Below are 22,256 nucleotides of genomic sequence, written 5' to 3'. Positions count from 1 at the left end.
GTTTGCTTCATGAAGTGGTCCGTGCCCCCAGCCGGCTTGGGGGCAGACCTGCGCCCGCGCTAGCTTGGCGCGGCTGCCGCGGCCCGCTCTGCCTCGGCAATCGCCTTCAGCGCGTCGTTGCGCGGCATCACCGCGGCGTACTTCTGGGCCATGTCGAACAGGTTGGCCTCATGCGGGGCGATGGCCCGGTCACCCACGCAATCCGAAAGCACGAGCGGGCGAAAGCCGTGGCACATGGCATCGCAAACGCTGGCGCGCACGCAGCCGCTGGTGACTGCGCCAGCCACCAGCAAGGTCTGCACGCCCTGGAAGCTGAGCCAAGCGGCCAGGCTGGTGCCAAAGAAGCCGGACGGCACGGTCTTGCGCACGACCAGCTCTCCGGCAACGGGCGTGAGCTCATCGACGATCTGGCTGGATCGCAGATGCTCCTTCAGCCCCAGCAGGGTCGGGACTTTAAGCGCAAAGACGTTCTGGTCGGCATCATCGTCCTGGAACACGATGCGGGTGTGCGCCACTGGCCAGCCCTTCGCGCGCGCCAGCCCGAGCACCGGCACGGTGCGCTCGATGGCCGGGCGGATATTGCCGCCGCCAAAGGCATCGGGGTCGGCAAAGCCGTTCACGAAATCGACGATCAGCAGGCCGAACGGGGGCTTGAGCGGCAGCGGCCTGCCAAAGCCCTGGCGGCTGTACGCATGGCTGTCTTGGGAAGTGGTTTCTGTGTGGCTCATGGTCGGTGGTGTGCATTCAGTTGAAACAGATGGCAGGCCAGCATGGCCTACCTTGTGCCGAGGCCATCAAGCACCTGGCCATCACGGACCACCATCTGCCCGTCAAGATGCACCGAGCAGCGGCGCAGCGGGATGTCGATATGGCAGGCCGTGGTGCGCTTGCCGCCGGCTTCGTTGTTGGGGCCGAGCGAAAACAGGAAGTTGCCCTCGAAGGCGCGGGCATCCATGCCAATGGTGGCCTCCCGGTCGTACAGGCCCAGCGCGGTCCAGCTGGCGCGCGGCTGCAGCCCCCAGCCAATATGGGAGATCGCGTACGCCTGCGGATCCTTGAACGACGCCATGTATTGCGCCAGCAGCTCGGCATGCATGCCGCCTTCGATGTTGACCGCAAAGCCATTCTTGACGGTCAGCGTGATGGGTTCGCTGACGTAGCATTTCTGTGGCAGCAGGATGTCGCCCTTGTCGATGACGATCGTGCCCTGCGCCTGCCCCTCGTTGGGCCAGGTCAGCGCGAAGCCGCTGGGCCAATGGTCCCAGCGCCCCTTTTGATCCACATAGCCGTACTCGGCAATGGCAGGGAATTCGCCGAGCGGGCAATCCAGCTCAGTACCCGCGGCCGAAGCCACATGCATGGTCTTGGCCCTGGATATCTTGTCGGTGGCTGCAAGCACCCGCGCGCGGTCGGACTCCGTCGGCACCATGCGCACCAGGATCTCCGGCGGCTCCACTGCAAGCAGGATCTTGGTGCCTGCGGCAAGGATCTCGTGCTGCTCGGGCGAGAACAGCAGCGTCATCAGGTCCAGCACCAGATCGCTGGCCTTGAGAGCGGCGATGGCGGCCGGGTTGCCGCTCAGCGGCGTGGTGCCCAGGTAGGCCAGGCTGTCGCGGCTCAAGGCCTTTTCGGCATTGACCGGTGGAAGATCCAGCCGATTGACGATAGCACCCAGATCCTGCGCTGCAATCATTGCGCAGGCGAGGTTTTGCGGATGGGTGGCCGCGCTGGTGAGCACGGTCACCGTCTGGCCCTGCTCCAGCTTCGAGAGCCTGAGCACCTGGCGCCAGGCTTGAACGAGTTGATGGTCGCTGACAGGCATGGTGTCCTCCAGAGAAGTGGATATTGCGGCGAAGGGAGCCACCCAGAAAACGGGAAATCCGCTCAAGCGGACCTTGCCACGCGGGCGCCAAGAAAGTCGCCCAGCGCGGCATAGAAGCCGGCCTCATCGTCCCAAGGAATCATGTGGCCGGCATTGGGTACACGCGAGAGCTGCAGGTCCTTCAGCAGTCCATGCATTTCCACCTCGTCTTCGGCACGGATCACGTCGCCACGGCCTGCGACCATCAGCAAGGAAGGCACCTGGATCCGACCCAGGTACTGGTGGAAGTCTTCATCGTGGAAGTTGTTGAACGTGGCGGCGACGGCGCGGGCATTGCAGGTATGCAGCCATTCGGCGCGCAACCGCAGCTGCTCCTCGGTCCATGTGGGGCAGAACGCGCGCATGTCTTCGGCTGTGCAGCCCTTGGACGCCAAGGCGATGGAACCCAGGTACCACGGCAGCTTGGACGGGTAGGCGCGCCGGCCTGGCCCCGAAACAGGCGGATCCACCATGACCAGGCGCTCCATCCCCGCGGGCTGGCGGGCTGCCAGGCATGCGCCGATGCGTGCCCCCATGGAGTGGCCGATCACGGAATATCGCTCCAGCCCCAGCGCGCCAGCCAGCCCCTGAAGGTCGTCGGCATACGCCTCCAAGCTGTAATCCATGTCGTCCGAGCCTTGCGAAAGCCCCCGGCCGCGCACATCCAGCACGTAAGTGTCGAAATGCAGGCCCAAAACCTCTGCGACAAAGCCCCAAGTCACCGCGGGGCTGGTGATGCCCGGAACGAGAATGATCGGGGCTCCGTCGCATCGGCCTGCGCCGCCATAGCGCAGCACGTGCTGGCGAATGCCATTGGCATGCAGGTTGATTCCATACTGAAAATTGCTCATCGCCGCGGCCTCCGAATTCAATAGGCGCCGGAGAGAAGCCGGCCCGCTCCTGGCACGGTCGCCTCCAGATTCAGTGCCTTGAGCATGGCGTAGGTGGTGGCTATCGAGGCGGTCACCACCGGCTTGCCGGTAAGCGCCTCCACCTTGGGAACAGCAGGCAGCGAGGGCATCTGCACACAGGCGGACAGCACGATCACATCGGCATCCTCGGTATTCAGACATGAGACGATCTCGGGCAGTTTCGCCGGATCGTGGCGGCCCACTTCGAGGTTGTCCGCAATCTCGAGCGCGCAGTAGTCCAGCACCTCGAAACCCTCGTGGCGGATGTAGTCCACCACCAATTCGGTCAACGGCTTCATGTAGGGACAGACGATGGCGATCTTCTTCGCGCCCATCACCTTCAGCGCATCGACGAGTGCGCCGGCGCTGGAGACCACGGGAGCATCGGCATCGTTCGCCGCGGTCACCGCGCGCAGCCGGCCTTGCGATTCCCGGTGGTAGCCGAGGCCCATGGACATGATGGCCACCAGGCAGGCATAGCCCAGCACATCCACCCTGGCATCGCTCAATTCGAGCGCGCAGCGGTCGGACTCCTTGTCCATGGCCGCCAATTCCTCCTTTTTCACATGCTTCATGCGCATGCGGCTGGAATGGAAGGTAAAGCGCTCGGGCCGGATCGCTTGGCGTGCCATCAGCATGGCGGGAATCTCGGTTTCCATCGTCGTGTTGGAGCTGGGGACGATTTGGCCGATGCGATAGGCTGTGGAGAAGTGGGACATGGTGCGTGGATCCAAGAAAAGTGGGAAAAGGCCGGCGTACGAAGCATCACCGGGCGTCGAGCTTGAGCAAGCGGGCGGCATTGCCGTAGCACACGAGTGCGCGAGTGGCGTCGTCCATGGGCGCGGAGTCGATGAATTGGGCTGCGGCCGCTGTCGACTCATAGGGATAGTCCACCGAGAACATCACGCCTTCGGCCCCCATCTCTCCGATGGCCCCCATCAGCGCGGGGTGCGAGCACACGCCAGACGTGGTGATGAGCAGATTGCTGCCGAAATACTCGGACGGCTTGCGCGCCAGCCTGACCCCGTGCGGATAGGCCGCAAACCGGCTGTCAAAGCGCCAACGAAGAAAAGGCAGCCCCTCTCCCATGTGCCCGACGATAACCCTCACCCTGGGAAAGCGATCGAACACGCCGCCAAACAACAGGCGCAGCGCATGGGTGCCGGTTTCCACTCCCCAGCCCCAGGTTGCGCCGTTGAGCTCGGGATGCTGCGCAAACGACGGCGGCAAGGCCAGCATGTCGATCGGGTGCAGGTAAAACGGCACGTCCAGCGCCTGCAGGCGTTCCCAGAACGGATCGAACCGGGGATCGTCGTAGTACACGCCATGGGTATGCCCGTTGACCAGGGCACCCTTGAAACCGAGTTCCAGCACGGCTCGCTCCAGTTCCGTGGCCGCGGCCTCAGGATCTTGCATCGGCAATACCGCAAATCCACCAAATCGTGCGGGATGCCTGGATATTTTTCCAGCCAGATAATCGTTGTTCTCCCGAGCCCGAGAAATTGCGCCATCAATGGTTTTTTCTGCCTGAACAGCAGGGCCTGTTTGGGACAGGACCACATAATCAATTCCAGCAGCATCCATTTGCGTCAAGCGCATTTCATCAATATCACCAAGCTCCGCCGACAACTTATCACGCTGCTCTGGCGGAATATGTTGAATGAATGCTTTTGAATAAATCTCAAAACCTGGCGCCATGAAATGTTCTTCAAGGGCGATTTTCCGTATTTTCGTATTCATTGACTCTCCTGGGTTTTAATGAAATCCACGTGCACCACATCCTGGCTGCACACCAGACATGAATGACCACCAACTACATGACTCAGCCCAATGGGGCTGCTCCATCCCGGAATCGACTCCCCAATCGAACTCATCGGCGAATATAGCCATACCTCAACTCAGAGGCTAGACACACAGCAAAAGACAAATGCACATATAAAATTGAGGTTGTATGCCTAACTTTTTGGCCGTAGAATGAAATAAGTCAGCCGGGGAAATACCTGCATCTTCGGCCTCATATTTTTATTAGCCAGATTCCGGAGCCATGACGACTTCCAAGAAATCCAAAGATGAGTCCAGTGACTCCAGAGCTCGCGGCCGTGGCGCTGCGCAAGGCGGCGCAGCTACAGATCCGCTGTTTGCCGTGGGGGGGGCTGACATTGATCACAGCTTCACGCGCCTGGCTTCGCGCCCGGGCTTCCTGATCCGTCGGCTGCACCAGATCCACTACGCGATGTTTTTCGAGGAGTGCCAGACCCGCAAGGTCACGCCCATCCAGTTCGGCATTCTTTCCGTCGTCGAGTCCCAGCCCGGGCTGGACCAGACCTCTTTGGGCAAGGAGATCGGCCTGGATCGCACCACGACCGCCGACGTGGTCAAGCGCCTTGAAGAACGCGGGCTGCTGCGGCGCCAGGTGCACCCTGCCGACAAACGTATGTGGCAGCTCTACGTCACCGGGGAAGGCTCGGTGGTGATCTCCGCGCTGCGCTCCGGCATGGCACGCGCGCAGGAGCGCCTGCTGCAGCCGCTGCGCCCGGCCGAACAGGTCATGTTCATGGATCTGATGACCATTCTTGTCGACGCGAACCAGCAGTACGGCAGCCCGATGCGCGCGTTTTGAGGTCTGCGCCAGCCTGCGATGCCAATTGCGGTGCAGACGCTGCGTCCCGGCGATGGAGGGATGCATGATGCGCGAAGCCTCGGCTTTCACAGCGGATAGACCAGGTCGTTGGCGATCAGGCTGGAGTCGTAGATGGCTTTGCGCTCCTTGAGCAGCAGTTGTCCATCCGCGCGCATAAAGCGGTCGTAGTAGGTTCCCGCCATATGGACCGTGGTCGCACCCTCGACAAGGGTTTGCAAGAGCACAAAGTTGGCCTGCGCCTCGATCTCCCCACCTTCGGACTCATGGGTTACGCGCGTATTGGCCACCAGGTGCAGGCAATAGCGCGGCGCAAACATCTGCGTTCGCGCAATCGCCACGGCCCGGTCGTGCATCATGTTGCGCCCTTGCGCATACACCAGCCCCACCGGCAACCCCTGGTCGGCGTTCTCGCGGGCCGTGATGAGATAGACGGCATCGCTGGTGAAGAAATCCGGCCAGTGCTCGATATCCCCCGCGTCGAGGACAGCGCAGTATTCGGCATTGAACTGCTCGATCTCGGCGCGCAGGGCAAGGGCGCGGGCGGCAGGCAGGCGGCAGGGCCTGAAGAGGGATTGAACGTCGGCAATCATGGTTCAGCTAAGTTGTCATGCATGAGGAAAAGCGGCGGGAAAAGACGGCTGCGTGCGAATCAGAACCCCATCTCCTTACGGTAGTACCGGTACATCGCGCGGATGGCGGCCTCGGAGATCAGCCCCTTCGAGGTGCCCACGGTATCGGCGTCGAGCTTGATCACGTTGACCTCGCTGCTGGAGCGGCGCACGCCCTCTTGCGCGAATTTCATGGCTTCGTTGTCTTCGAGGCCAAGAAAACCCGACGGCCCCATCAGATTGCCCTGGCGCAGGCGGTGCTGCGTCATCTCCTCGGTATCGTCTTCGTAGCCGAACATGGTCCAGAGCATGATCATGCTGTTGGGGCCGTTGGGCACGATGTGGCGCACACCCAGCGTGTTCATCTCACGCTGCACCACCATGTTGGGCCAGATGGTCTGCATGGTCACAGACCAGGGCGAATCGAATTCCTTGATGAAGTCCAGGAAGCGCTCATCCTTCAGGCGCATGCCTTCGTGGAAGGAGCGCATCTCCTTCTTGTTTTCCTCGCTGACAGCGGCGTACTTGTCTTCCTTCTTGGCGGATGCCATGGTGCCGTGGCGGCCATGCCGCTCGTCGGCGATCATCGCGGCGTCGTTGCCCGCCACCAGCAGGCCAAACACCACGAGGAAGGAGTGCAGCAGCGTCGCATGGTATGGATCCTTCAGGTTCTCGTGGTACATCTTCCAGTTGCAGGGCAGCTCGTTCTTGTAGTAGCCGAGGATCTTGGGCTTCCTGCCGCTGAAGACCACATCGAAATCCTTCTTGATTTCGGGACCGAGATACTCTTCGATCGGCTCCATGTCGGCGCTGTAGGACGCGAAGATCACGCCGTTGAGCGTGGTGACAAAGAGCTTCTTGAGACCGTGCTCGGCATTCTTGAAATCCCTGGGCATTCCACCCGTCTTGTTCACGCCGCGCTTGAACGGCACCCCCTGGAGGTTGCCCTTGAGGTCGTAGGACCACTGGTGGTAAGGACACACAAACTCGGTGTTGTTGCCGCGGCTGTGGCGGCAGAATTCGGCACCGCGATGCGCACAGCGGTTCTCGAAGACATGGATGCTGCCATCCTCTGCGCGCGAGACCACCACCGGGGTGTCGCCCACATAGGAGCGCTTATAGTCGCCAGCGCCGGGGATCTCCGCCTCCAAAGCCACGTAGTTCCAGCTCCTGCCGCGGAAAATGCGGCTCATCTCGCGTTCATAGACTTCCTGGTTGGTGTAGATCCAATCGGGTATGTAGTGCAGGCCGTCTTCGGGCCATTTGCAGTCCTGGATACCGCCATCCTTGGAAAGCGGCGTGATGTTGATGACAGCTTGGGTACTGAACATGAGTGCTCCTTGGAATATGGGTGTTTCCTGGCGCCGGGAATCAACTGGCCGCCATGGCTTGCAATTGCCGGGCAATGTCGCGCAGAGACCGCGAATCGTCGCAAAGGCTGTCGCCGCTGCACGTGGCCGCACCGGTGAACAGCGGACGCAGCGCACGCAGTTCCCCTCCGGCATTGACCGCCAGCGCATAGCGCAAACGCTGCAAAGGGTCCAGGCCGAACATCAGGAACTTGGGCGGACCGGCGCCATCTGCAGCGGTCCTCCCGGGCTCCGGCATCACGCCTCGCAAGGAATAGGTCAGGCCCGGCTGGGGCATGCCCATCATCTGGATGTTCAAGCCGAACATATCCGTCCAGAACCAGGGGGGCGCGGCGGGCTCCGCCTCTTTGCCGAGCATGGCCGCGGCAGCAATGCGCGCCTGCTCATTGGCGCTGTGCCATGATTCCAGGCGCACCGCCCTGCCCAACAGCGGCTGCATCTGCGTCGTGCAATCGCCCGCCGCATAGATATCGGGAGCGCTGGTGCGGCCCAGCGCATCGATGACGATGCCGCCGGTCTGTGGGCACAGCTGCAGCCCGGCCTCACTGGCCAGCGCGGTGTTGGCCACTTGGCCAACCGCAGCCACGACACAGGCGGCGGCGATCCGTGCCCCATCGGTCAGGCTGGCCTGCATCCCCAGCTCGCAGTCCACAAGCGCATCGCAACCGACTCCCAGCCGAAGGTCGACGCCAGTGCCTTGTATGGCACGCGCCAGCCAGTCGGAGAACCCGGGCGGGACCGCGCGCGCCAGTAGCCTGGCTCCCGGCTCCACCACCACCGCCTTCACGCCCAGCTGCAGCGCGGTGGAAGCAAGCTCCAGCCCCAGAAATCCCGCCCCCAGCACCAGCAACTGAACATCCGCCGCCGCCGGACTGGCTGCCAACGCATGCAGTTGCGCGCGCAGCGCACGAGCATCTGCAAGCGTGCGGATGTAATGCAGGCGCTCTGATCGCCCCGAAGGATGGCCCGTCAGTTCGCGCGCCCTCCCGCCTGTGGCCAGCAGGCATTTCGAATAGCCCAAAGCCCTGCCGCCTGCCAACACCGCGCGGTGGCGCTTGGGGTCGAGCTCCACCACCCTGGCGCCAAGCCGCAGGGTAATGCCACGCTCTGCGTAGTGGGCTGCGGGATGGAGGAAGGCTTCAGCCTCCCTGGCCGGATCGAGCAGCACCGCCTTCGAAAGCGGAGGCCGCTCATAGGGCGCGACATCCTCTTCGCCGACCAGCGTGATCAAGCCTTCGAAGCCAAGCTGGCGCAAGGCGCAGGCAGCGCTTGCTCCGGCCTGCCCCGCGCCGATGATGAGCACACCCTGCTGTGCAGGCATTGCATCGATAGCTGTCATGGCAGGTCCGCCTGCACCTCGTCGCCGTGCATGCGAACCGCGTAGACGCGGATCGGCTGCGTGGCCGGAGCACACTTCGCCTCCCCGGTGGCCAGGTCGAAGAGCCCTTGATGGAGCGGGCACTCCACGCAGCCATCTTCGATGTAGCCCTCCGAGAGCAAGGCGTACTGGTGCGTGCAAATGTTGTCTGTCACATGTAGCGCGCCGGCACTCTTGAACAGCGCGAGCTTTGCACCGCCGTGCTCGAAGGCCAATGCCTCATCGTCACCGACATCGTGGACTGTCGCGATGGTTTTCCAGGTCATGACTCGTCAGCTAGAGTTGATTTAATATTCAGTGTACTGACAATAATTCTCCTAAAAACTAGTAATTACCCGAATCCATAACAACCAAGGATTGCCAGGCATCAATGAATTGATACAACATATCAACAGGATACGGAAATACACTACTTAAGTGCTTACCCTGATGTGGAATACCTATGGAAAAATATAATCCTAATACTGACTATTTTTATGTGCAATTCATGCACTTCCCATAGCTGCGCCACAGCAGGCGCGAGCTTCCAGCTTGTCTTAACCAACGAAGGGGATCTGGGATGAAACGAAGAGGGTTTGTTGGCTTTGCAGCACCGCTGACCGTTCTGGGAGCAGCAGGTGCGCACGCGGCGGCAGCGCAAGACTCACCGGCCGTCAAATGGCGCATGTCCACCAGTTGGCCCAAGAGCCTGGACACGATGTACGGCTCGGCGGAGCACCTGTGTGCACGCGTGGCGGAGCTCACCGGCAACAAGTTCCAGATCCGGGCCTTCGCCGGCGGCGACATCGTGCCGCCGGCGCAGAACTTCGATGCCGTCAGCAACGGCACGGTGGAATGCAATCATGTGCTGGCAAGCATGTTCGTGGGCAAGGAGCCCGCGGTGGGCTTCGACACCGGCCTGCCCTTCGGCCTGAACTCGCGTCAGCACAACGCCTGGATGCTGTTTGGCGGAGGCCTGGGGATGCTGCGCGCGATGTACGCCAAGTACAACGTCGTCAACATCACCTGCGGCAACGTCGGCGTGCAGATGGGGGGCTTCTACCGCAAGCCGATCCAGTCGGTCGCCGACTTGCAGGGCCTGAAGATGCGCATCGGCGGCATTGGCGGCATGGTACTGGCCAAGCTGGGTGCGGTGCCGCAGCAGATTCCGCCCGCCGATATCTATTCCTCGCTCGAGAAAGGCACCATCGATGCAGCCGAATGGATCGGCCCCTACGACGACGAAAAACTCGGCCTGCACCGCGTGGCACAGCACTACTACACGCCCGGCTGGTGGGAGGGCAGCGCATCCATCACCGCGATGGTGAACGCAGATGCGTGGAAGGCGCTCCCCAAGGCATACCAGGCTGCTTTTGAATGCGCGGCCACCGAACAGACGCTGAAGATGCTGGCGGATTACGATTCTCGCAATCCCACGGCGCTGAAGAAGCTCATCGGCGAAGGGGCGAAGCTGTCGTATTTCCCACGCGATGTCATGAACGCGGCGTTCAAGGCAGCAGAGGAAACCATGCAAGAGCTGGCCAGCAAGAGCGAGTCCTTCCGGGCGATCTACCCCCAATGGAAGGCCTTCCGTGAGATGGAGGCGAGCTGGTTCAAGGTGGCGGATACACCGCTCGACAACTTCACCTTCCATGCCGTCCAGGCCGCCAATGGCAATGCCAATGGCAAGACCAGCCCCTGAGGAGAAGACGTGCACACAGCCCCTCCCCATTCGCCGGTCTCCGGCGGCGAGCCTGACAGGCTGCCCATGCGCATTGCGCATGCCATCGACGCGCTTAATCGCTTCGTGGGAAAAATCGCCTACTGGCTGGTATTGCTGGCCGTGCTGATCAGCGCCGGCAATGCCGTCTCGCGCAAGGCCTGGAACCTGAGCTCCAATGCAATGCTGGAAATCCAGTGGTATCTTTTCGCCGCCGTCTTCCTGCTCTGCGCCGGCTACACGCTGCTCAACCGCGAACACGTACGGGTGGACTTGTTCTATTCGCGCATGAGCCGCCGCAGACAGCTATGGGTGGAAATCATCGGCGCGGTACTGTTCCTCCTCCCGGTGGTCACGCTGATTCTGGTGCTTTCCTGGCCGCCCTTCATGCATGCGTTTCAAAGCGGCGAGGTATCGGCCAATGCGGGCGGCCTGATCCGCTGGCCGGTAAAGCTGCTGATACCCATCGGCTTCGCACTGCTGCTGCTGCAGGGACTGTCCGAGCTGATCAAGGACCTGCACGAGCTGCGCCGTCTCCCCGCAGGCCATCAGCCAGGAATAGGCAGTGAAGCACATGCAGAAATGGCCGAGGAGCTGGCCGCCAGCATCGCCTCCGGCCAGCGCCATTGAGGCCGCGTGCCGTCAAACCATTTCATAAGAACTTCCCATGATTGAGTTTCTGACCGCGTATATGGCGCCCATCATGTTCGCATGCATGGTGCTTCTGCTGCTCATCGGATATCCGGTGGCATTCTCCATTGCCGCCAACGGCCTGCTCTTCGGCATCATCGGCATGGGCCTGGGGCTGATCGAGCCCTCCATCTTCCAGGCATTGCCGGAGCGCGTGTTTGGCATCATGTTCAACGAAACATTGCTAGCCATACCGTTCTTTACCTTCATGGGCCTGATACTGGAGCGCAGCGGCATGGCCGAGGAGTTGCTCGACACCATCGGCCAGCTCTTCGGCTCGATCCGTGGCGGCCTCGCCTATGCCGTGGTTTTCGTAGGCGCCCTGCTTGCCGCAACCACCGGCGTGGTGGCCGCCTCGGTGATATCCATGGGCCTGATCTCGCTGCCCATCATGCTGCGCTATGGCTATGACAAGCGCCTGGCCGCAGGCGTGATTGCGGCATCCGGAACGCTGGCTCAGATCATCCCGCCTTCTCTGGTGCTGATCGTGCTGGCCGACCAGCTCGGCCGTTCGGTGGGTGACCTGTACGCCGGCGCGCTGCTCCCGGGCCTGACGCTCACCGGCCTGTACATAGCCTATGTCCTGATCAAGTCCATCCTCCAGCCCGCCTGCGCGCCGGCCTTGCCTCCCGAGGCCCGGACCTTGCATGGCGCGGCACTCATGGGCCGGGTGCTGACCTCGCTGGTGCCGCCACTGGTGCTGATCTTCCTGGTGCTGGGCACGATCTTCATGGGCATCGCGACACCGACCGAAGGAGGCGCGATGGGCGCCACAGGCGCGCTCATCCTAGCGCTGATCCGCCGCCGCCTGACCTTCGGCCTGTTGAACCAGGCCATGGACAAGACCGCCAAGCTCACCTGCTTCGCGATCTTCATCCTGATCGGCGCCACGGTATTCGGCCTCGTATTCCGCTCGCTCGATGGCGACGTGTGGGTCGAGCACCTGCTGATCAATCTGCCAGGCGGCCAGCTTGGCTTCCTGCTAGCGGTGAACGCCATGGTGTTCGTACTCGCGTTTTTCCTGGATTTCTTCGAGCTTGCGTTCATCATCGTTCCGCTGCTCGCGCCGGTTGCCCACAAGCTGGGCATCGACCTGGTGTGGTTCGGAGTGCTGCTGGCCATCAACATGCAGACTTCGTTCATGCATCCGCCGTTCGGCTTCTCCCTGTTCTACCTGCGTTCGGTGGCTCCGAAATCGGTCAAGACCTCGGACATTTACCGTGGCGCGATTCCGTTCGTTGGAATACAGATCCTGATGGTCGTGCTCGTGATCGCCCTGCCGCAACTGGTGACGGCGAATGTGCACAAGGTCAAGGACTTCGACCTCAACAAGATCCAAATCCAGGTCGAAGGCGCCCGTGGCGACGCCCGGTCCGGAATACGAGACGGCTACCCGGGCGATCCTGGCTCGGGGGACGGCTACCCCGATTGACCGGACAGGGGCCTGAAGCCCCTGGCAAGAAACCTGCTTGAAGGAGCGAATCCCATGCAAAGCAATCAGATCACAACCGATATGGACCACGCCGACCGCCCGGGCCAAGGCGTCGGTGCGCGCGTACTGCGCAAGGAGGACGAACGCCACCTGAACGGACGCGGCAATTTCATCGCCGACATGAGCATGCCGCAGCTGCGCGAGGTGGCCTTTGTGCGCAGCGCCATGGCGCATGCGCGCATTGCCGGCATTCAGCGCCCGTGCGGGGATCAACCCGAGGCGCGGTGGGTGTTTGTACGTGAGGACATGGATGATGCACTCGACGTGCTGGCCGACTCCACGCTGCCAACCTACCAGCGCTCGGCCCAGCCACCGCTCGCCAAAGGCAAGGTGCGTTTCGTGGGCGAGCCGGTGGCAATGGTCGCGGCCGCAAGTCGCGCCGAAGCGGAAGACCTGGCGGAACTGGTGCAGATCGAGTATGCCGACCTGCCGGTCTTCGCCACCACCGATGCGGCCAAGGCGGGTGCGCAACAAGGGCACTTCGTTCATGACGACTGGGCAAGCAATCACTTTCTCACCCTCAAGGCCGATATCGGCTTCGAAGAGCTCGCAGCCCGCAGCACCAGGGTCGTGCACCGCAAGATGCACCTCGCACGCCAATGCATGGTACCCATGGAAGGCAAGGCAGTGCTGGCCTACTGGGACGAACGCGCCGACCAGCTGGTCGTCTACACCGCCTCGCAGGTGCCGCACATGATCCGCACCATTCTTGCCGAGTGCCTGCATCTCTCGCAGGATCAGGTGCGGGTGATCGCTCCGGACGTGGGCGGCGCCTTCGGCTACAAATGCGTGCTGCAGCAGGAAGAGCTCTGTGTGGCATGGCTCGCCAAGCGCTTTCGCAAGCCATTTCGCTTCATCGAAGACCGCCGCGAGCACCTGATTGCCGGCGCCAACTCGCGCGAGCACCACTACGACCTCCATGCCTACGTGGACGACAGCGGCAAGCTGCTGGCGCTCGATGCCAGCATCACCATCGATGGCGGCGCCTATTCGGTCTGGCCCTTCACCATCGGCCTGGAGCCAGGGCAAGCCCTCGGCAACCTGCCTGGCCCCTATGCCTTGCGCGGCTATCGCTGCGTGACGGAAGCCGTCGCCACCAACAAGCCGGGCTTTGTTCCCTATCGCGGCGTGGCTCGTACCGGCGTGTGCTTCGCGATCGAACTGCTGATGGATGCCATCGCCCGCGAAGTGGGCCGCGAGGCATGGCTGGTGCGCAAGGAAAACCTGGTCACTGCGCAGCAGATGCCCTATGTGAACGTGACCAACAAGCACTTTGACGGCGGCGACTATCCCGCCAGCCTGCTCAAGGTGAAAGACATGATCCGATTCGACGAGATCCGCGAGCGCCAGCGCAAGGCGCGCGCAGCGCCGGATGCGCCGGCAGGCCAAGGCAGGCTCATTGGCCTGGGCTTTGCCTCCTATGTGGAACAGTCGGCGCACGGCACCTCGGTCTTTGCCGCCTGGGGCACCCCGGTGATTCCCGGCTTCGACTCGGCCACGGTGCGCCTCACACCCGATGGTGGTGCGGAAATCCGCGTGGGCGTGCATTCGCATGGCCAGGGCATGGAGACCACGCTGGCGCAGATCGCCCATGAAATCCTTGGCGTGGACATCTACCGCACCAAGGTGGTTCACGGCGACACCTCATTCACGCCATTCTCCACCGGCACCTATGCCTCGCGCTCCATCGTCTATGCGGGCGGCGCGGTATCGCGCGCCTGCAAGGTGCTGGTGCCGCGCATTCTTGCGATTGCGGCGCACATGCTCAAAACGGGCGTGGAAGACGTCCGCCTCGGCGCAGGCAAGATTACCGCCGCCAGTACGGGCCAGAGCCTGGCGCTGTCCGACGTGGCGAATGCTTGGTACCTGCGCCCGCAGCTGCTGCCCGACGATGTGGATCGCGCCGGCCTGGAAGCCACCGCGGGCTACAAGCCCAAGGTGGATACCGGCTCCTTCACCTATGCCAGCCATGCCGTGGTGGTGGAGGTGGATGGCATGACAGGACAGGTGCACATCCTCGACTATGCGATCGTGGAAGACTGTGGCGTCATGGTCAATCCGCTGGTGGTGGAGGGCCAGACCTTCGGCGGTGTCGCGCAGGGAATCGGCACCGCGCTGTATGAAGAGATGCGCTACGACTCCAACGGCCAGCCCCTTGCATCCACTTTGGCCGACTACGTGCTGCCCGGGGCGACCGAGGTGCCGCAGATGCAGATCCATCACTTCGTCACGCCATCGCCGAACACGGAGTTCGGGATCAAGGGCATGGGCGAAGGCGGCGCCATTGCGCCTCCGGCGGTGATCTTCAATGCGGTCAACGATGCGCTCGCCCATCTGGGCGTGGAGATGAACAGCACGCCGCTCACACCGCACAAGCTGCTGCAGGCCATGCACGAGGCCAGGCAAAGCCAGCGCAGTATGCCGGCCCCCCAGGCGCAGGAAGGAGTTGCAGCATGAAGGCCGCCAAATTCGACTACCACCAACCCGGGCAATTGAACGCAGCGCTGCACGCACTGGCCGGCTCCACAGACCGGCAAGGCACCGTCAAGGCCATGGGCGGCAGCCAGTCGCTGGGGCCGATGCTGAACCTGAGGCTCACACGCCCGGCCCGGGTGGTGGATGTCTCGCAACTGCCCGAGCTGCGCGACGTTCAGGTCCAAGGGGACAGCATCCGCATCGGCGCCGCGGTCACCCATGCCGAGATCGAGGACGGCATCCACGAGGCGCTGCGCGGCTCGATGCTGCAGTACGTGGCAGGCGGCATCGCCTATCGCGCGGTGCGCAATCGCGGCACCATCGGCGGCAGCCTGGCCCACGCAGATCCCGCCGCCGACTGGGTGCTGGCGCTGTCGGCGCTTGCGGCCGAGATCGAACTGCGCTCGGCCAGCACAACGCGCAGTGTGCCCATGGATTCGTTCATGCTGGGCGCGTACACCACCGAATTGCAGGAGGGCGAAATCATCGCCGCCATCACCGTTGCACAGCTCGACGCGAGCGCCCGCTGGGGCTACTACAAGTTCTGCCGCAAGACCGGCGAGTTCGCCGAGGCAAGCTGTGCCTGCGTTTTCGACCCGCGGCGCAAGCGCGCGCGCATCATGGTCGGGGCGCTCGATGGCGCTCCCAGGCCCCTGCCCGAGCTGGCGAGGCTCGTCGCATCCTCTGGCAAGATTCCTGGCAGCAATGCGATTGCAGCAGCGCTGGCTCCCCTGGGCGGCGACCCGGTCAAGCAGCAGATGCAGCTGGCCGTGGTGACACGCAGCCTGCAACAGGCCCTGGGGGCGCCCGCAGCCACGATCCAACAAAAGGAGCAACGCGCATGAGCGTAGTAACCATCCAGTTGAATGGTGTCAACCTGCGTCGCGACGTGCAGGACCGCACGCACCTGGGCGACTTCATACGCGAAGAAGGCCGCCAGACCGGCACCCACCTGGGCTGCGAGCATGGCGTATGCGGTGCCTGCACGGTGCTGGTGGACGGCGCGCCGGTGCGCTCGTGCCTATCGTTCGCACCCGCCTGCGAAGGCAAGTCCGTCACCTCGGTGGAGGGCTACCAGGACGACCCGGTCATGGCATTGCTGCGGCCCGCGTTTTCCAGGCACCACGGCCTGCAATGCGGATACTGCACGCCCGGCATGCTGGCCACAGCCCGCGATATCGTGCTGCGCTTTCCCGATGCGGATGAAGCCAGGGTTCGCCTTGAACTCTCGGGCAACCTCTGCCGCTGTACCGGCTACAAAGGCATTGTTGCGGCGATTCTGGATGTGCTTGGCCAGTGCGGGAACAGCGCCGCGCAGCCTGCGGTCGCCGCCCTGCGCCAGGCTGCATGCGCAGGCCGCCAGTGCTGGCCTACGGCAGACACAGCCCCGGCCGACTTCGTCACCTTCGAGCCGCAAGACACCGGCATTGCGGCCGATGCGATTGATACGGACGCCGCTCAGCCTCCCCTCGGCAGCGATGCCTTTGGCGCCCTTGGCTCCAAGGTCGAAGGCGACACCGTGATCGCAGGCGGCTTTACCGTGGACTACCCGGCCGAGCAGGTCTGGGCATTCATGGCTGACCTGCCTGCCGTCGCAGCCTGTCTGCCGGGCGCGGAACTGGCCGAGCACGAGCGGCAAGCCGACGGAGGCGAGCGCATCAAAGGCCGGGTCGCGATCAAGTTTGGCCCCATGGCGGCCGCCTTCAACGGCGCGGCCAGACTGCAGCGCGACGAGGCCCATCGCGCCGCCGTGCTCAAGGGCGCAGGCACGGATTCGCTCAGCCAGTCGCGCGCCAGCGGCAATATCGCCTATGTGGTGCAGCCGCTCGACGCCGGGCGCACACGGGTCTCCGTCAATCTGGGCTTCAGCCTGCAAGGCCCGCTGGCCCAGTTCTCGCGCTCGGGCCTGGTGAAGGACTTCGTCGGCCGCCTGATCCAGGAATTCGGCAAGAACGTGGGCCTGCGCATGGACCCCGATCGCAGCGCCGACGAACCGCTACCTGCGGCAAAGCTCAACGCCTTGGCATTGGCCTGGAGTGTCTTGCTGGGACGCATCAAGCGGCTGTTTGGCGGATCCTGAGACCGCTGCCCCCGAGGGCCCCCATCACCCACCGCCCTCGGGCTCGAAGGCGAAGCCGATGCCATACACGGAGCGGATCCATTCGTGGCTGGGGTCCAGCGCCTTGATTTTCTTGCGCAGGTTCTTGATGTGGCTGTCGATGGCGCGCTCGTTCACATCCAGCGTATCGGCGCAGGCCAGGTCCAGCAGCTGGGCCCGGGAAAACACCCGGCCCGGCTGCTTCATGAGCGCCTGCAGCAGGCTCAGCTCGCGCTTGGTCAGCGGCAGCACCTGGCCGCCCAGCGCGGCGCGGCCCTGCTGCGGCAGCAGCACCAGGCGCGGCTCGTGCGCGGGGGCGGCGCTGCGGCGCAGCACGGCCTTGACGCGGGCCACCACTTCGCGCGGCGCGAAGGGCTTGCAGATGTAGTCGTCGGCCCCCAGCTCCAGGCCGAGCAGGCGGTCCATCTCCTCGACGCGCGCAGTCAGCAGGATCACCGGGCAGGCGCTGTGGCGGCGCACTTCGCGCAGCACGTCGAGCCCGTCCATGCCCGGCAGCATGAGGTCGAGCAGCGTGAGCTGCGGCGGCGCGCGCAGCATGCGCGCCAGCGCCTCGCCGCCGTGGCGAAGGTGCTCGACCTCGAAGCCGGCATGGCGCAGATAGTCGATGACGATGACCGCCATGTCGGTCTCGTCTTCGACCACGAGGATGCGGGCCGGATTCATGCCGCGGGATTCTCCAGCAGCGGCAGCCGCAGCGTGATGCGCAGGCCGCCCAGCGGCGATGCCGATGCCTCGATGCGGCCGCCATGCGCCTGCACGATGGCGCGGCAGATCGCCAGCCCCAGGCCCGAGCCGCCCAGGCCGTCGCCGTCGCGCACACGCGAGGCATCGACACGGTACAGGCGATCGAACAGGCGCGGCAGGTGGCGCTCGGCCACGCCGGGCGGCGTGTCGTCCCAGCGCAGCTGCAGCACGCCGCCGCCCTGCTCCCTGAGCAGCTCTGCCGCTACTTCCAGCCGGCCGCCCGCGGCGGTGTAGCGCAGGCTGTTTTCCAGCAGGTTGGAAAACAGCTGCTGCAGCTGGTGCGCATCGCCCAGCACCAGCGGCGCCGGCTGCAGCGCGCCCAGCCGGTCCACGCTGGCGTACTCCAGGCCGATGCCGGCCTGCTCGAAGCTCGGCACCACGCCGTCCAGCGCCTCGGCCAGCAGCGCGAGCGGATGCACCGGCACATGGTTGGCGGCGCGCGCGGCATCCGCCTCGCCCAGACTCACCCTCAGGTCGCTCACCAGCCGGATCAGGCGCATGATCTGCCGGTGCAGGCGCTGCGCGATGCGCTCGTCCATGGGGTGTACGCCGTCCTGCACCGCCTCGACTTCGGCGCGCATGGTGGACAAGGGGGTGCGCAGCTCGTGCGCCACGTCGGCCAGCCAGCGCTGGCGCGAAGCCTCCATACCGGCCAGCTGCACCGCCATGTCGTTGAAGGTGTCCGCCAGGCGCGCCAGCTCTTGGTCGCCCTCGATGGCCACGCGGGTGTCGAGCCGCCCCGCGGCAATGCCGCGCAGGCCGTCCACAAAGGCGCCCAGCGGCTTGAGCCAGCGCCGGGTGAGCCATGCCGAGAGCAGCAGCGCCAGCGCCAGCCCGGCCAGTCCGGTCCAGGCGATGAAGCCCATCTGCTGCGCCAGGAAGGCGCGGTCCAGTTCGCTTTGCAGGTTCTGCGCCGGCGACAGCACCAGGGTGCCGATGGCCCGGCCATCGGCCGAGCGCAGTGGCCGGCGCGCCGCGCCTGGCTGCTGCGCCATGCCGGCCACGAGTCGCCCCTGGGTGTCGAGCAGCGCCAGGCGCGCCATGGGGCCGCCGAACTGGCGGTCCGGCGGCGGCGCACGGGCCTCGCCCGGCGGCGGCCCCAAGGGGGGCCGGCCGGGCGGGCCGCCGGGCGCATCCAGCGCATCGGCCTCGGCGCCAAAATCCGGTGGCCGAGGTTCGGGGCCCGGGGCCGGGCCGCCCCCGGGGCGCAGCAGCTCGTGCCAGCCGCCGGGGCTGGTGCGCAGCGCCTCCCATCCGCCCTGCTTGGCATGGTAGAGCGACAGCCGCTCGGCCAGCCAGTCCATGCCGGCGAGCTCGACCTCGGCCATGTAGGGCCCCAGCCCGCGCTGCAGCCCCAGGCGCGAAAAGCCGATGAACAGCAGCAGCAGCGCCACCAGCAGCGCCGCCAGCGCGAGAAAGGCCTTGCTCTGCAGCTTCAGTCGCGGCATGGCGGATGGGTGAAGGCGGTGGCTGGGTGGATCACGGCAGCACTATACCGATCAGTTCTGCTGCCCGGGCGGCGGGCCGCCGGCTCCTGGGCCCTGCGCGGGCGTGGCCACCAGCTGGCCATTGAGCGTGCGGCAGATGCCTTGCATCGTCTTGCCGTCGGGCATGGTCAGCGTCACGCTGGCGCCCTCGGTCTTGCCCTGGCAGGCGGTATAGGCTTCGGGCGGCGGTGGCGGCGGGTTGCCACGGCCCTGGGCATGGCTGGCGGCGGCTGCGGCCAGGGAGGCAAATATCAGCACCTGCGCGCAACGCAGGCAGGCAATGCGAAAGCTGGGGAATACCGGCATGGTTTCTTTCCTGAAAAGTGGTAAGACCCCTGCATTCTGCGCAGCAATTTACGAAGAAAATGGTAGAGGCCGGCCCCTCCCAGGCCTTCTCACGCCGGTGTGCACTGATGCCCGCGGGACAGGGGCGCACGCCCCGCAGGCCTATCATCCAGGCCATTCGCCGAGCCCGCGCCGGCCACGATTCGCCCATGCCCACCCCCACACCGCCTCCTGCGCCATGACGTCCATTGCCGCGCCCTCGGGCTCCTCCGCCTCCCCATCGCCGCAGGCGCCGCAGCCTGCGGGCGGCCTGTACTTCGGCTGGGTCATCGTGGCCGCGTCCACGGTGCTGACGCTGTTGACCGTCGGCATGCGCATGGGCATAGGCCCGTTCATGCTGCCGATGGCGCAAGACCTGGGCTTCAGCCGCAGCCTGCTGTCGTCCATCGTGGCCATCGGCATGCTGTGCTACGGCCTGGGCATGCCGGTGGCCGGCTGGTCGGTGGCGCGCTGGGGCACGCGCGCGGTGCTGCTGTTCGGCGCGGTGGCGGTGGTGCTGGCCTGCATCTGGACGATCTACGCGCGCACGCCGTGGAATTTTTTCTGGGCCTATGGCGTGGCGCTGTCGCTGGGCCTGGCCTTCACCAGCCCGGTGGCGGTCACGCCGATGATCAGCCGCTGGTTCACGCGCCAGCGCGGCATGGCGCTGTTTTGCCTGTCCACCGGCTCGATGGCCGGCATCGCGGTGATGACGCCGGTGTTCACCTACAGCATCGGCCATGCGGGCTGGCAGCACACGCTGCTGGGCTTTGCCGCGGTGTTTGCCGTCATCGTCGCCGCGATGGCCTTCTGGGTGGTGCGCGACGAGGCGCCCGAACACACCGACCTGCTGCCGCAGCAGATCGCGGCCCGCCAGGCCCAGTCGGCCGCAACCGCCGCCATGCCGGCCAGCGCCACGCTGCGCTTTGCGCAGGCGGTGGCCACGCTGCCGTTCTGGCAGATCTTCCTGGGCCTGTTCGCCTGCGGCTTCAGCATGAACCTGCTGGGCACGCACGGCGTGCCGATGCTGATGGACCACGGCTTCGACGCCGGCAGCAGCGCCGGCGGCATCGGGCTGATCGGTCTGGTGGCCATCTTCAGCACGCTGGGGCTGGGCAAGCTCTCCGACCGGGTGCCGCGCCGCTACATCCTGGCGGTGATCTACCTGGTGCGCGGCCTGGGCTTCGTGGGGCTGGCGGCGGTGGTGCACCACTGGCAGCTGTATGCGGTGGCGGCCATCGGCGGCATCGTGTGGGCGGGCTCGATCGCTTCGTCGTCGGCCATACTGGCCGACCTGTACGGCATCCGGCTGGTGGGCCTGCTCTACGGCTGGGCCTATGTGGGCCACCAGATCGGCGCGATGATCAGCAGCTGGCTCGGCGGCTGGGCCTACGAGCGCTTCGGCACGCACTGGATCGCGTTCGGCGCGGCGGCCGTGCTGCTGGGCGTGGCCGCCGCGGTGTCGCTCAGGCTGCCCACGCGGCTGCGGCAGCAGGGCGCCTAAGAGCCGCGAACGCCAGCACGGCCCGCGCGCAGCTGGCCATCGAGGATGCTGCCCAGATGCTGCAGCAGCACGCCTGCCTGGGCCTCGGGGCGGCGCTGGCTGACCAGGATCAGCGGCGCCACCAGGCCAGGCGCGCCGCTCAGGCGGCGGTAGGCCAGGCCATCGGTGCGCAGGTGCCGCATCGATGCGGGGATGATGCTCAGCCCCAGCCCGGCAGCCACCAGGCTCAGCGTGGCGGTCAGGCGAGGCGCTTCCTGCACCACCTGCGGATGAAAGCCGGCGCCAACGCAGGCCGCCACGATGCCGTCGTGCAAGCCCGGGCCGGAGGGCCGCCTGTACAGCACCAGCGGCTGGCCGCGCAGTTGTGCCAGCGGTAGCGGACGCGTTGAGCGCATCAGCGCATGCTCGGCCGGGCCGGCCACCACCATCGGCTCGGCCAGCAGCTTGCGGCTGTGCAGGCTGGGCTGGGCCTCCCAGGCCGAGCGCACGAAGGCGGCATGCAGGCGCTGCTGCAGCAAGGCCTGCAGCAATTCGCCGGAGCCGGCTTCCTCCAGCGTGACCTTGACGCGCGGCCACTGCGCACGGAAGGCCTTGAGCATCTCGGCCACGAACGGGTGCAGCGCAGCCGAGCTGGTGAAGCCTATGGCCAGATGGCCGCTGCCGCCCAGGGCGGCATCCTGCACCACCGCGGCGATGCCGTCGATGCGCGCCAGCACGATGCGCGCCTCGTCGGCCAGCGCCAGGCCCGCCGCGGTGGGCCGCATGCCGCGCGGCAAGCGCTCCATCAGGCTGGTGCCGAACTCCGCCTCCAGCTGCTGCAGCAGGCGCGTGAGCGGTGGCTGCTGCATGCCCAGCTGCTGCGCGGCCCGGGTCAGGTTGGCACAGCCGGCAATGGCCAGGAAAGCACGCAGCTGCCGCAATTCCATATAGAAATACCTCAAAAGTATGGATAT

The 22,256-nt window shown here is 65.0% G+C and carries 21 protein-coding genes; 8 read left to right on the top strand and 13 right to left on the bottom strand.

From position 1 onward, the window contains the following. Positions 1 to 59: 59 nt before the first annotated feature. From ACODRX_RS21295 to ACODRX_RS21275, 5 genes are all read right to left on the bottom strand, one after another. A complete protein-coding gene (locus tag ACODRX_RS21295) occupies positions 60 to 728 on the bottom strand; it encodes an isochorismatase family protein (RefSeq protein WP_488873539.1) in 669 nt (222 codons plus the stop codon). A 47-nt stretch (positions 729 to 775) separates the two neighbouring features. Then, entirely contained in the window at positions 776 to 1,822 is a 1,047-nt protein-coding gene (locus ACODRX_RS21290) for a 2,5-dihydroxypyridine 5,6-dioxygenase NicX family protein (protein WP_488873538.1), read from the bottom strand. Between the two features lie 62 nt (positions 1,823 to 1,884). After that, positions 1,885 to 2,712: an alpha/beta fold hydrolase gene (locus tag ACODRX_RS21285; RefSeq protein ID WP_488873537.1), complete on the bottom strand. Its 828-nt coding sequence runs from the start codon at positions 2,710 to 2,712 to the stop codon at positions 1,885 to 1,887. Positions 2,713 to 2,729: 17 nt separating this feature from the next. Continuing rightward, on the bottom strand, positions 2,730 to 3,491 hold the full coding sequence (locus ACODRX_RS21280; protein ID WP_488873536.1) for a maleate cis-trans isomerase family protein: 762 nt from the start codon (positions 3,489 to 3,491) through the stop codon (positions 2,730 to 2,732). A 46-nt stretch (positions 3,492 to 3,537) separates the two neighbouring features. Then, positions 3,538 to 4,512 (bottom strand): amidohydrolase family protein, encoded by a 975-nt coding sequence (locus ACODRX_RS21275; RefSeq protein WP_488873535.1) that lies wholly within the window; start codon positions 4,510 to 4,512, stop codon positions 3,538 to 3,540. A 304-nt stretch (positions 4,513 to 4,816) separates the two neighbouring features. On the opposite strand from ACODRX_RS21275, the gene ACODRX_RS21270 reads away from it, so the two are divergent. After that, complete coding sequence (locus tag ACODRX_RS21270; protein WP_488873534.1) at positions 4,817 to 5,392, top strand: MarR family winged helix-turn-helix transcriptional regulator; 576 nt, start codon at positions 4,817 to 4,819, stop codon at positions 5,390 to 5,392. An 86-nt stretch (positions 5,393 to 5,478) separates the two neighbouring features. Here ACODRX_RS21270 and ACODRX_RS21265 read toward each other — a convergent pair whose 3' ends face one another. The 4 genes from ACODRX_RS21265 to ACODRX_RS21250 are packed head-to-tail and all read right to left on the bottom strand — an operon-like array spanning position 5,479 to position 9,035. Continuing rightward, positions 5,479 to 6,003: an aromatic-ring-hydroxylating dioxygenase subunit beta gene (locus tag ACODRX_RS21265; RefSeq protein WP_488873533.1), complete on the bottom strand. Its 525-nt coding sequence runs from the start codon at positions 6,001 to 6,003 to the stop codon at positions 5,479 to 5,481. Between the two features lie 59 nt (positions 6,004 to 6,062). Beyond that, positions 6,063 to 7,352, bottom strand: a complete 1,290-nt coding sequence (locus ACODRX_RS21260) for an aromatic ring-hydroxylating dioxygenase subunit alpha (protein WP_488873532.1) — start codon at positions 7,350 to 7,352, stop codon at positions 6,063 to 6,065. 40 nt (positions 7,353 to 7,392) lie between these two features. Further along, positions 7,393 to 8,712: an NAD(P)/FAD-dependent oxidoreductase gene (locus tag ACODRX_RS21255; protein WP_488873547.1), complete on the bottom strand. Its 1,320-nt coding sequence runs from the start codon at positions 8,710 to 8,712 to the stop codon at positions 7,393 to 7,395. 14 nt (positions 8,713 to 8,726) lie between these two features. After that, complete coding sequence (locus ACODRX_RS21250; RefSeq protein WP_488873531.1) at positions 8,727 to 9,035, bottom strand: non-heme iron oxygenase ferredoxin subunit; 309 nt, start codon at positions 9,033 to 9,035, stop codon at positions 8,727 to 8,729. Positions 9,036 to 9,328: 293 nt separating this feature from the next. Between ACODRX_RS21250 and ACODRX_RS21245 the strand changes: the two genes are divergently transcribed. From ACODRX_RS21245 to ACODRX_RS21220, 6 genes are all read left to right on the top strand, one after another. Continuing rightward, the gene (locus ACODRX_RS21245; protein WP_488873530.1) at positions 9,329 to 10,450 is read left to right on the top strand and encodes a TRAP transporter substrate-binding protein; all 1,122 of its coding nucleotides are present in this window, start codon (positions 9,329 to 9,331) and stop codon (positions 10,448 to 10,450) included. A 66-nt stretch (positions 10,451 to 10,516) separates the two neighbouring features. Continuing rightward, entirely contained in the window at positions 10,517 to 11,098 is a 582-nt protein-coding gene (locus ACODRX_RS21240; protein WP_488873529.1) for a TRAP transporter small permease subunit, read from the top strand. Positions 11,099 to 11,135: 37 nt separating this feature from the next. Next, a complete protein-coding gene (locus ACODRX_RS21235; RefSeq protein ID WP_488873528.1) occupies positions 11,136 to 12,590 on the top strand; it encodes a TRAP transporter large permease in 1,455 nt (484 codons plus the stop codon). 54 nt (positions 12,591 to 12,644) lie between these two features. Then, on the top strand, positions 12,645 to 15,107 hold the full coding sequence (locus ACODRX_RS21230) for a xanthine dehydrogenase family protein molybdopterin-binding subunit (RefSeq protein ID WP_488873527.1): 2,463 nt from the start codon (positions 12,645 to 12,647) through the stop codon (positions 15,105 to 15,107). Next, the gene (locus ACODRX_RS21225) at positions 15,104 to 15,970 is read left to right on the top strand and encodes an FAD binding domain-containing protein (RefSeq protein WP_488873526.1); all 867 of its coding nucleotides are present in this window, start codon (positions 15,104 to 15,106) and stop codon (positions 15,968 to 15,970) included. Before ACODRX_RS21230 ends, ACODRX_RS21225 begins: the two co-directional genes overlap by 4 nt. Beyond that, entirely contained in the window at positions 15,967 to 17,205 is a 1,239-nt protein-coding gene (locus ACODRX_RS21220) for a xanthine dehydrogenase family Fe-S subunit (RefSeq protein ID WP_488873525.1), read from the top strand. Before ACODRX_RS21225 ends, ACODRX_RS21220 begins: the two co-directional genes overlap by 4 nt. Positions 17,206 to 17,229: 24 nt before the next feature. Here the strand turns inward: ACODRX_RS21220 and ACODRX_RS21215 are convergent, their stop codons facing one another. Genes ACODRX_RS21215 through ACODRX_RS21205 form a run of 3 tightly spaced genes read right to left on the bottom strand, consistent with a single transcriptional unit; the run spans position 17,230 to position 19,781 of the window. After that, on the bottom strand, positions 17,230 to 17,907 hold the full coding sequence (locus ACODRX_RS21215) for a response regulator (RefSeq protein WP_488873524.1): 678 nt from the start codon (positions 17,905 to 17,907) through the stop codon (positions 17,230 to 17,232). Then, positions 17,904 to 19,436, bottom strand: coding sequence for an ATP-binding protein (locus tag ACODRX_RS21210; protein WP_488873523.1), 1,533 nt, complete (start codon positions 19,434 to 19,436; stop codon positions 17,904 to 17,906). The genes ACODRX_RS21215 and ACODRX_RS21210 overlap by 4 nt, the downstream gene beginning before the upstream one ends. Positions 19,437 to 19,487: 51 nt before the next feature. Next, a complete protein-coding gene (locus ACODRX_RS21205) occupies positions 19,488 to 19,781 on the bottom strand; it encodes a hypothetical protein (RefSeq protein WP_488873522.1) in 294 nt (97 codons plus the stop codon). Between the two features lie 217 nt (positions 19,782 to 19,998). Here ACODRX_RS21205 and ACODRX_RS21200 point away from each other — a divergent pair, with 217 nt between their 5' ends. Continuing rightward, positions 19,999 to 21,303 (top strand): MFS transporter, encoded by a 1,305-nt coding sequence (locus tag ACODRX_RS21200; protein WP_488873521.1) that lies wholly within the window; start codon positions 19,999 to 20,001, stop codon positions 21,301 to 21,303. Here ACODRX_RS21200 and ACODRX_RS21195 read toward each other — a convergent pair. Beyond that, positions 21,300 to 22,229 carry a LysR family transcriptional regulator gene (locus tag ACODRX_RS21195; protein WP_488873520.1) on the bottom strand — a complete coding sequence of 310 codons (930 nt, stop codon included), beginning with the start codon at positions 22,227 to 22,229 and terminating at the stop codon, positions 21,300 to 21,302. The genes ACODRX_RS21200 and ACODRX_RS21195 overlap by 4 nt on opposite strands. Positions 22,230 to 22,256 lie beyond the last annotated feature (27 nt).

It is taken from the genome of Comamonas sp. FG99 (genome assembly GCF_057808605.1).
This window is presented reverse-complemented; position numbering and strand designations above follow the sequence as displayed.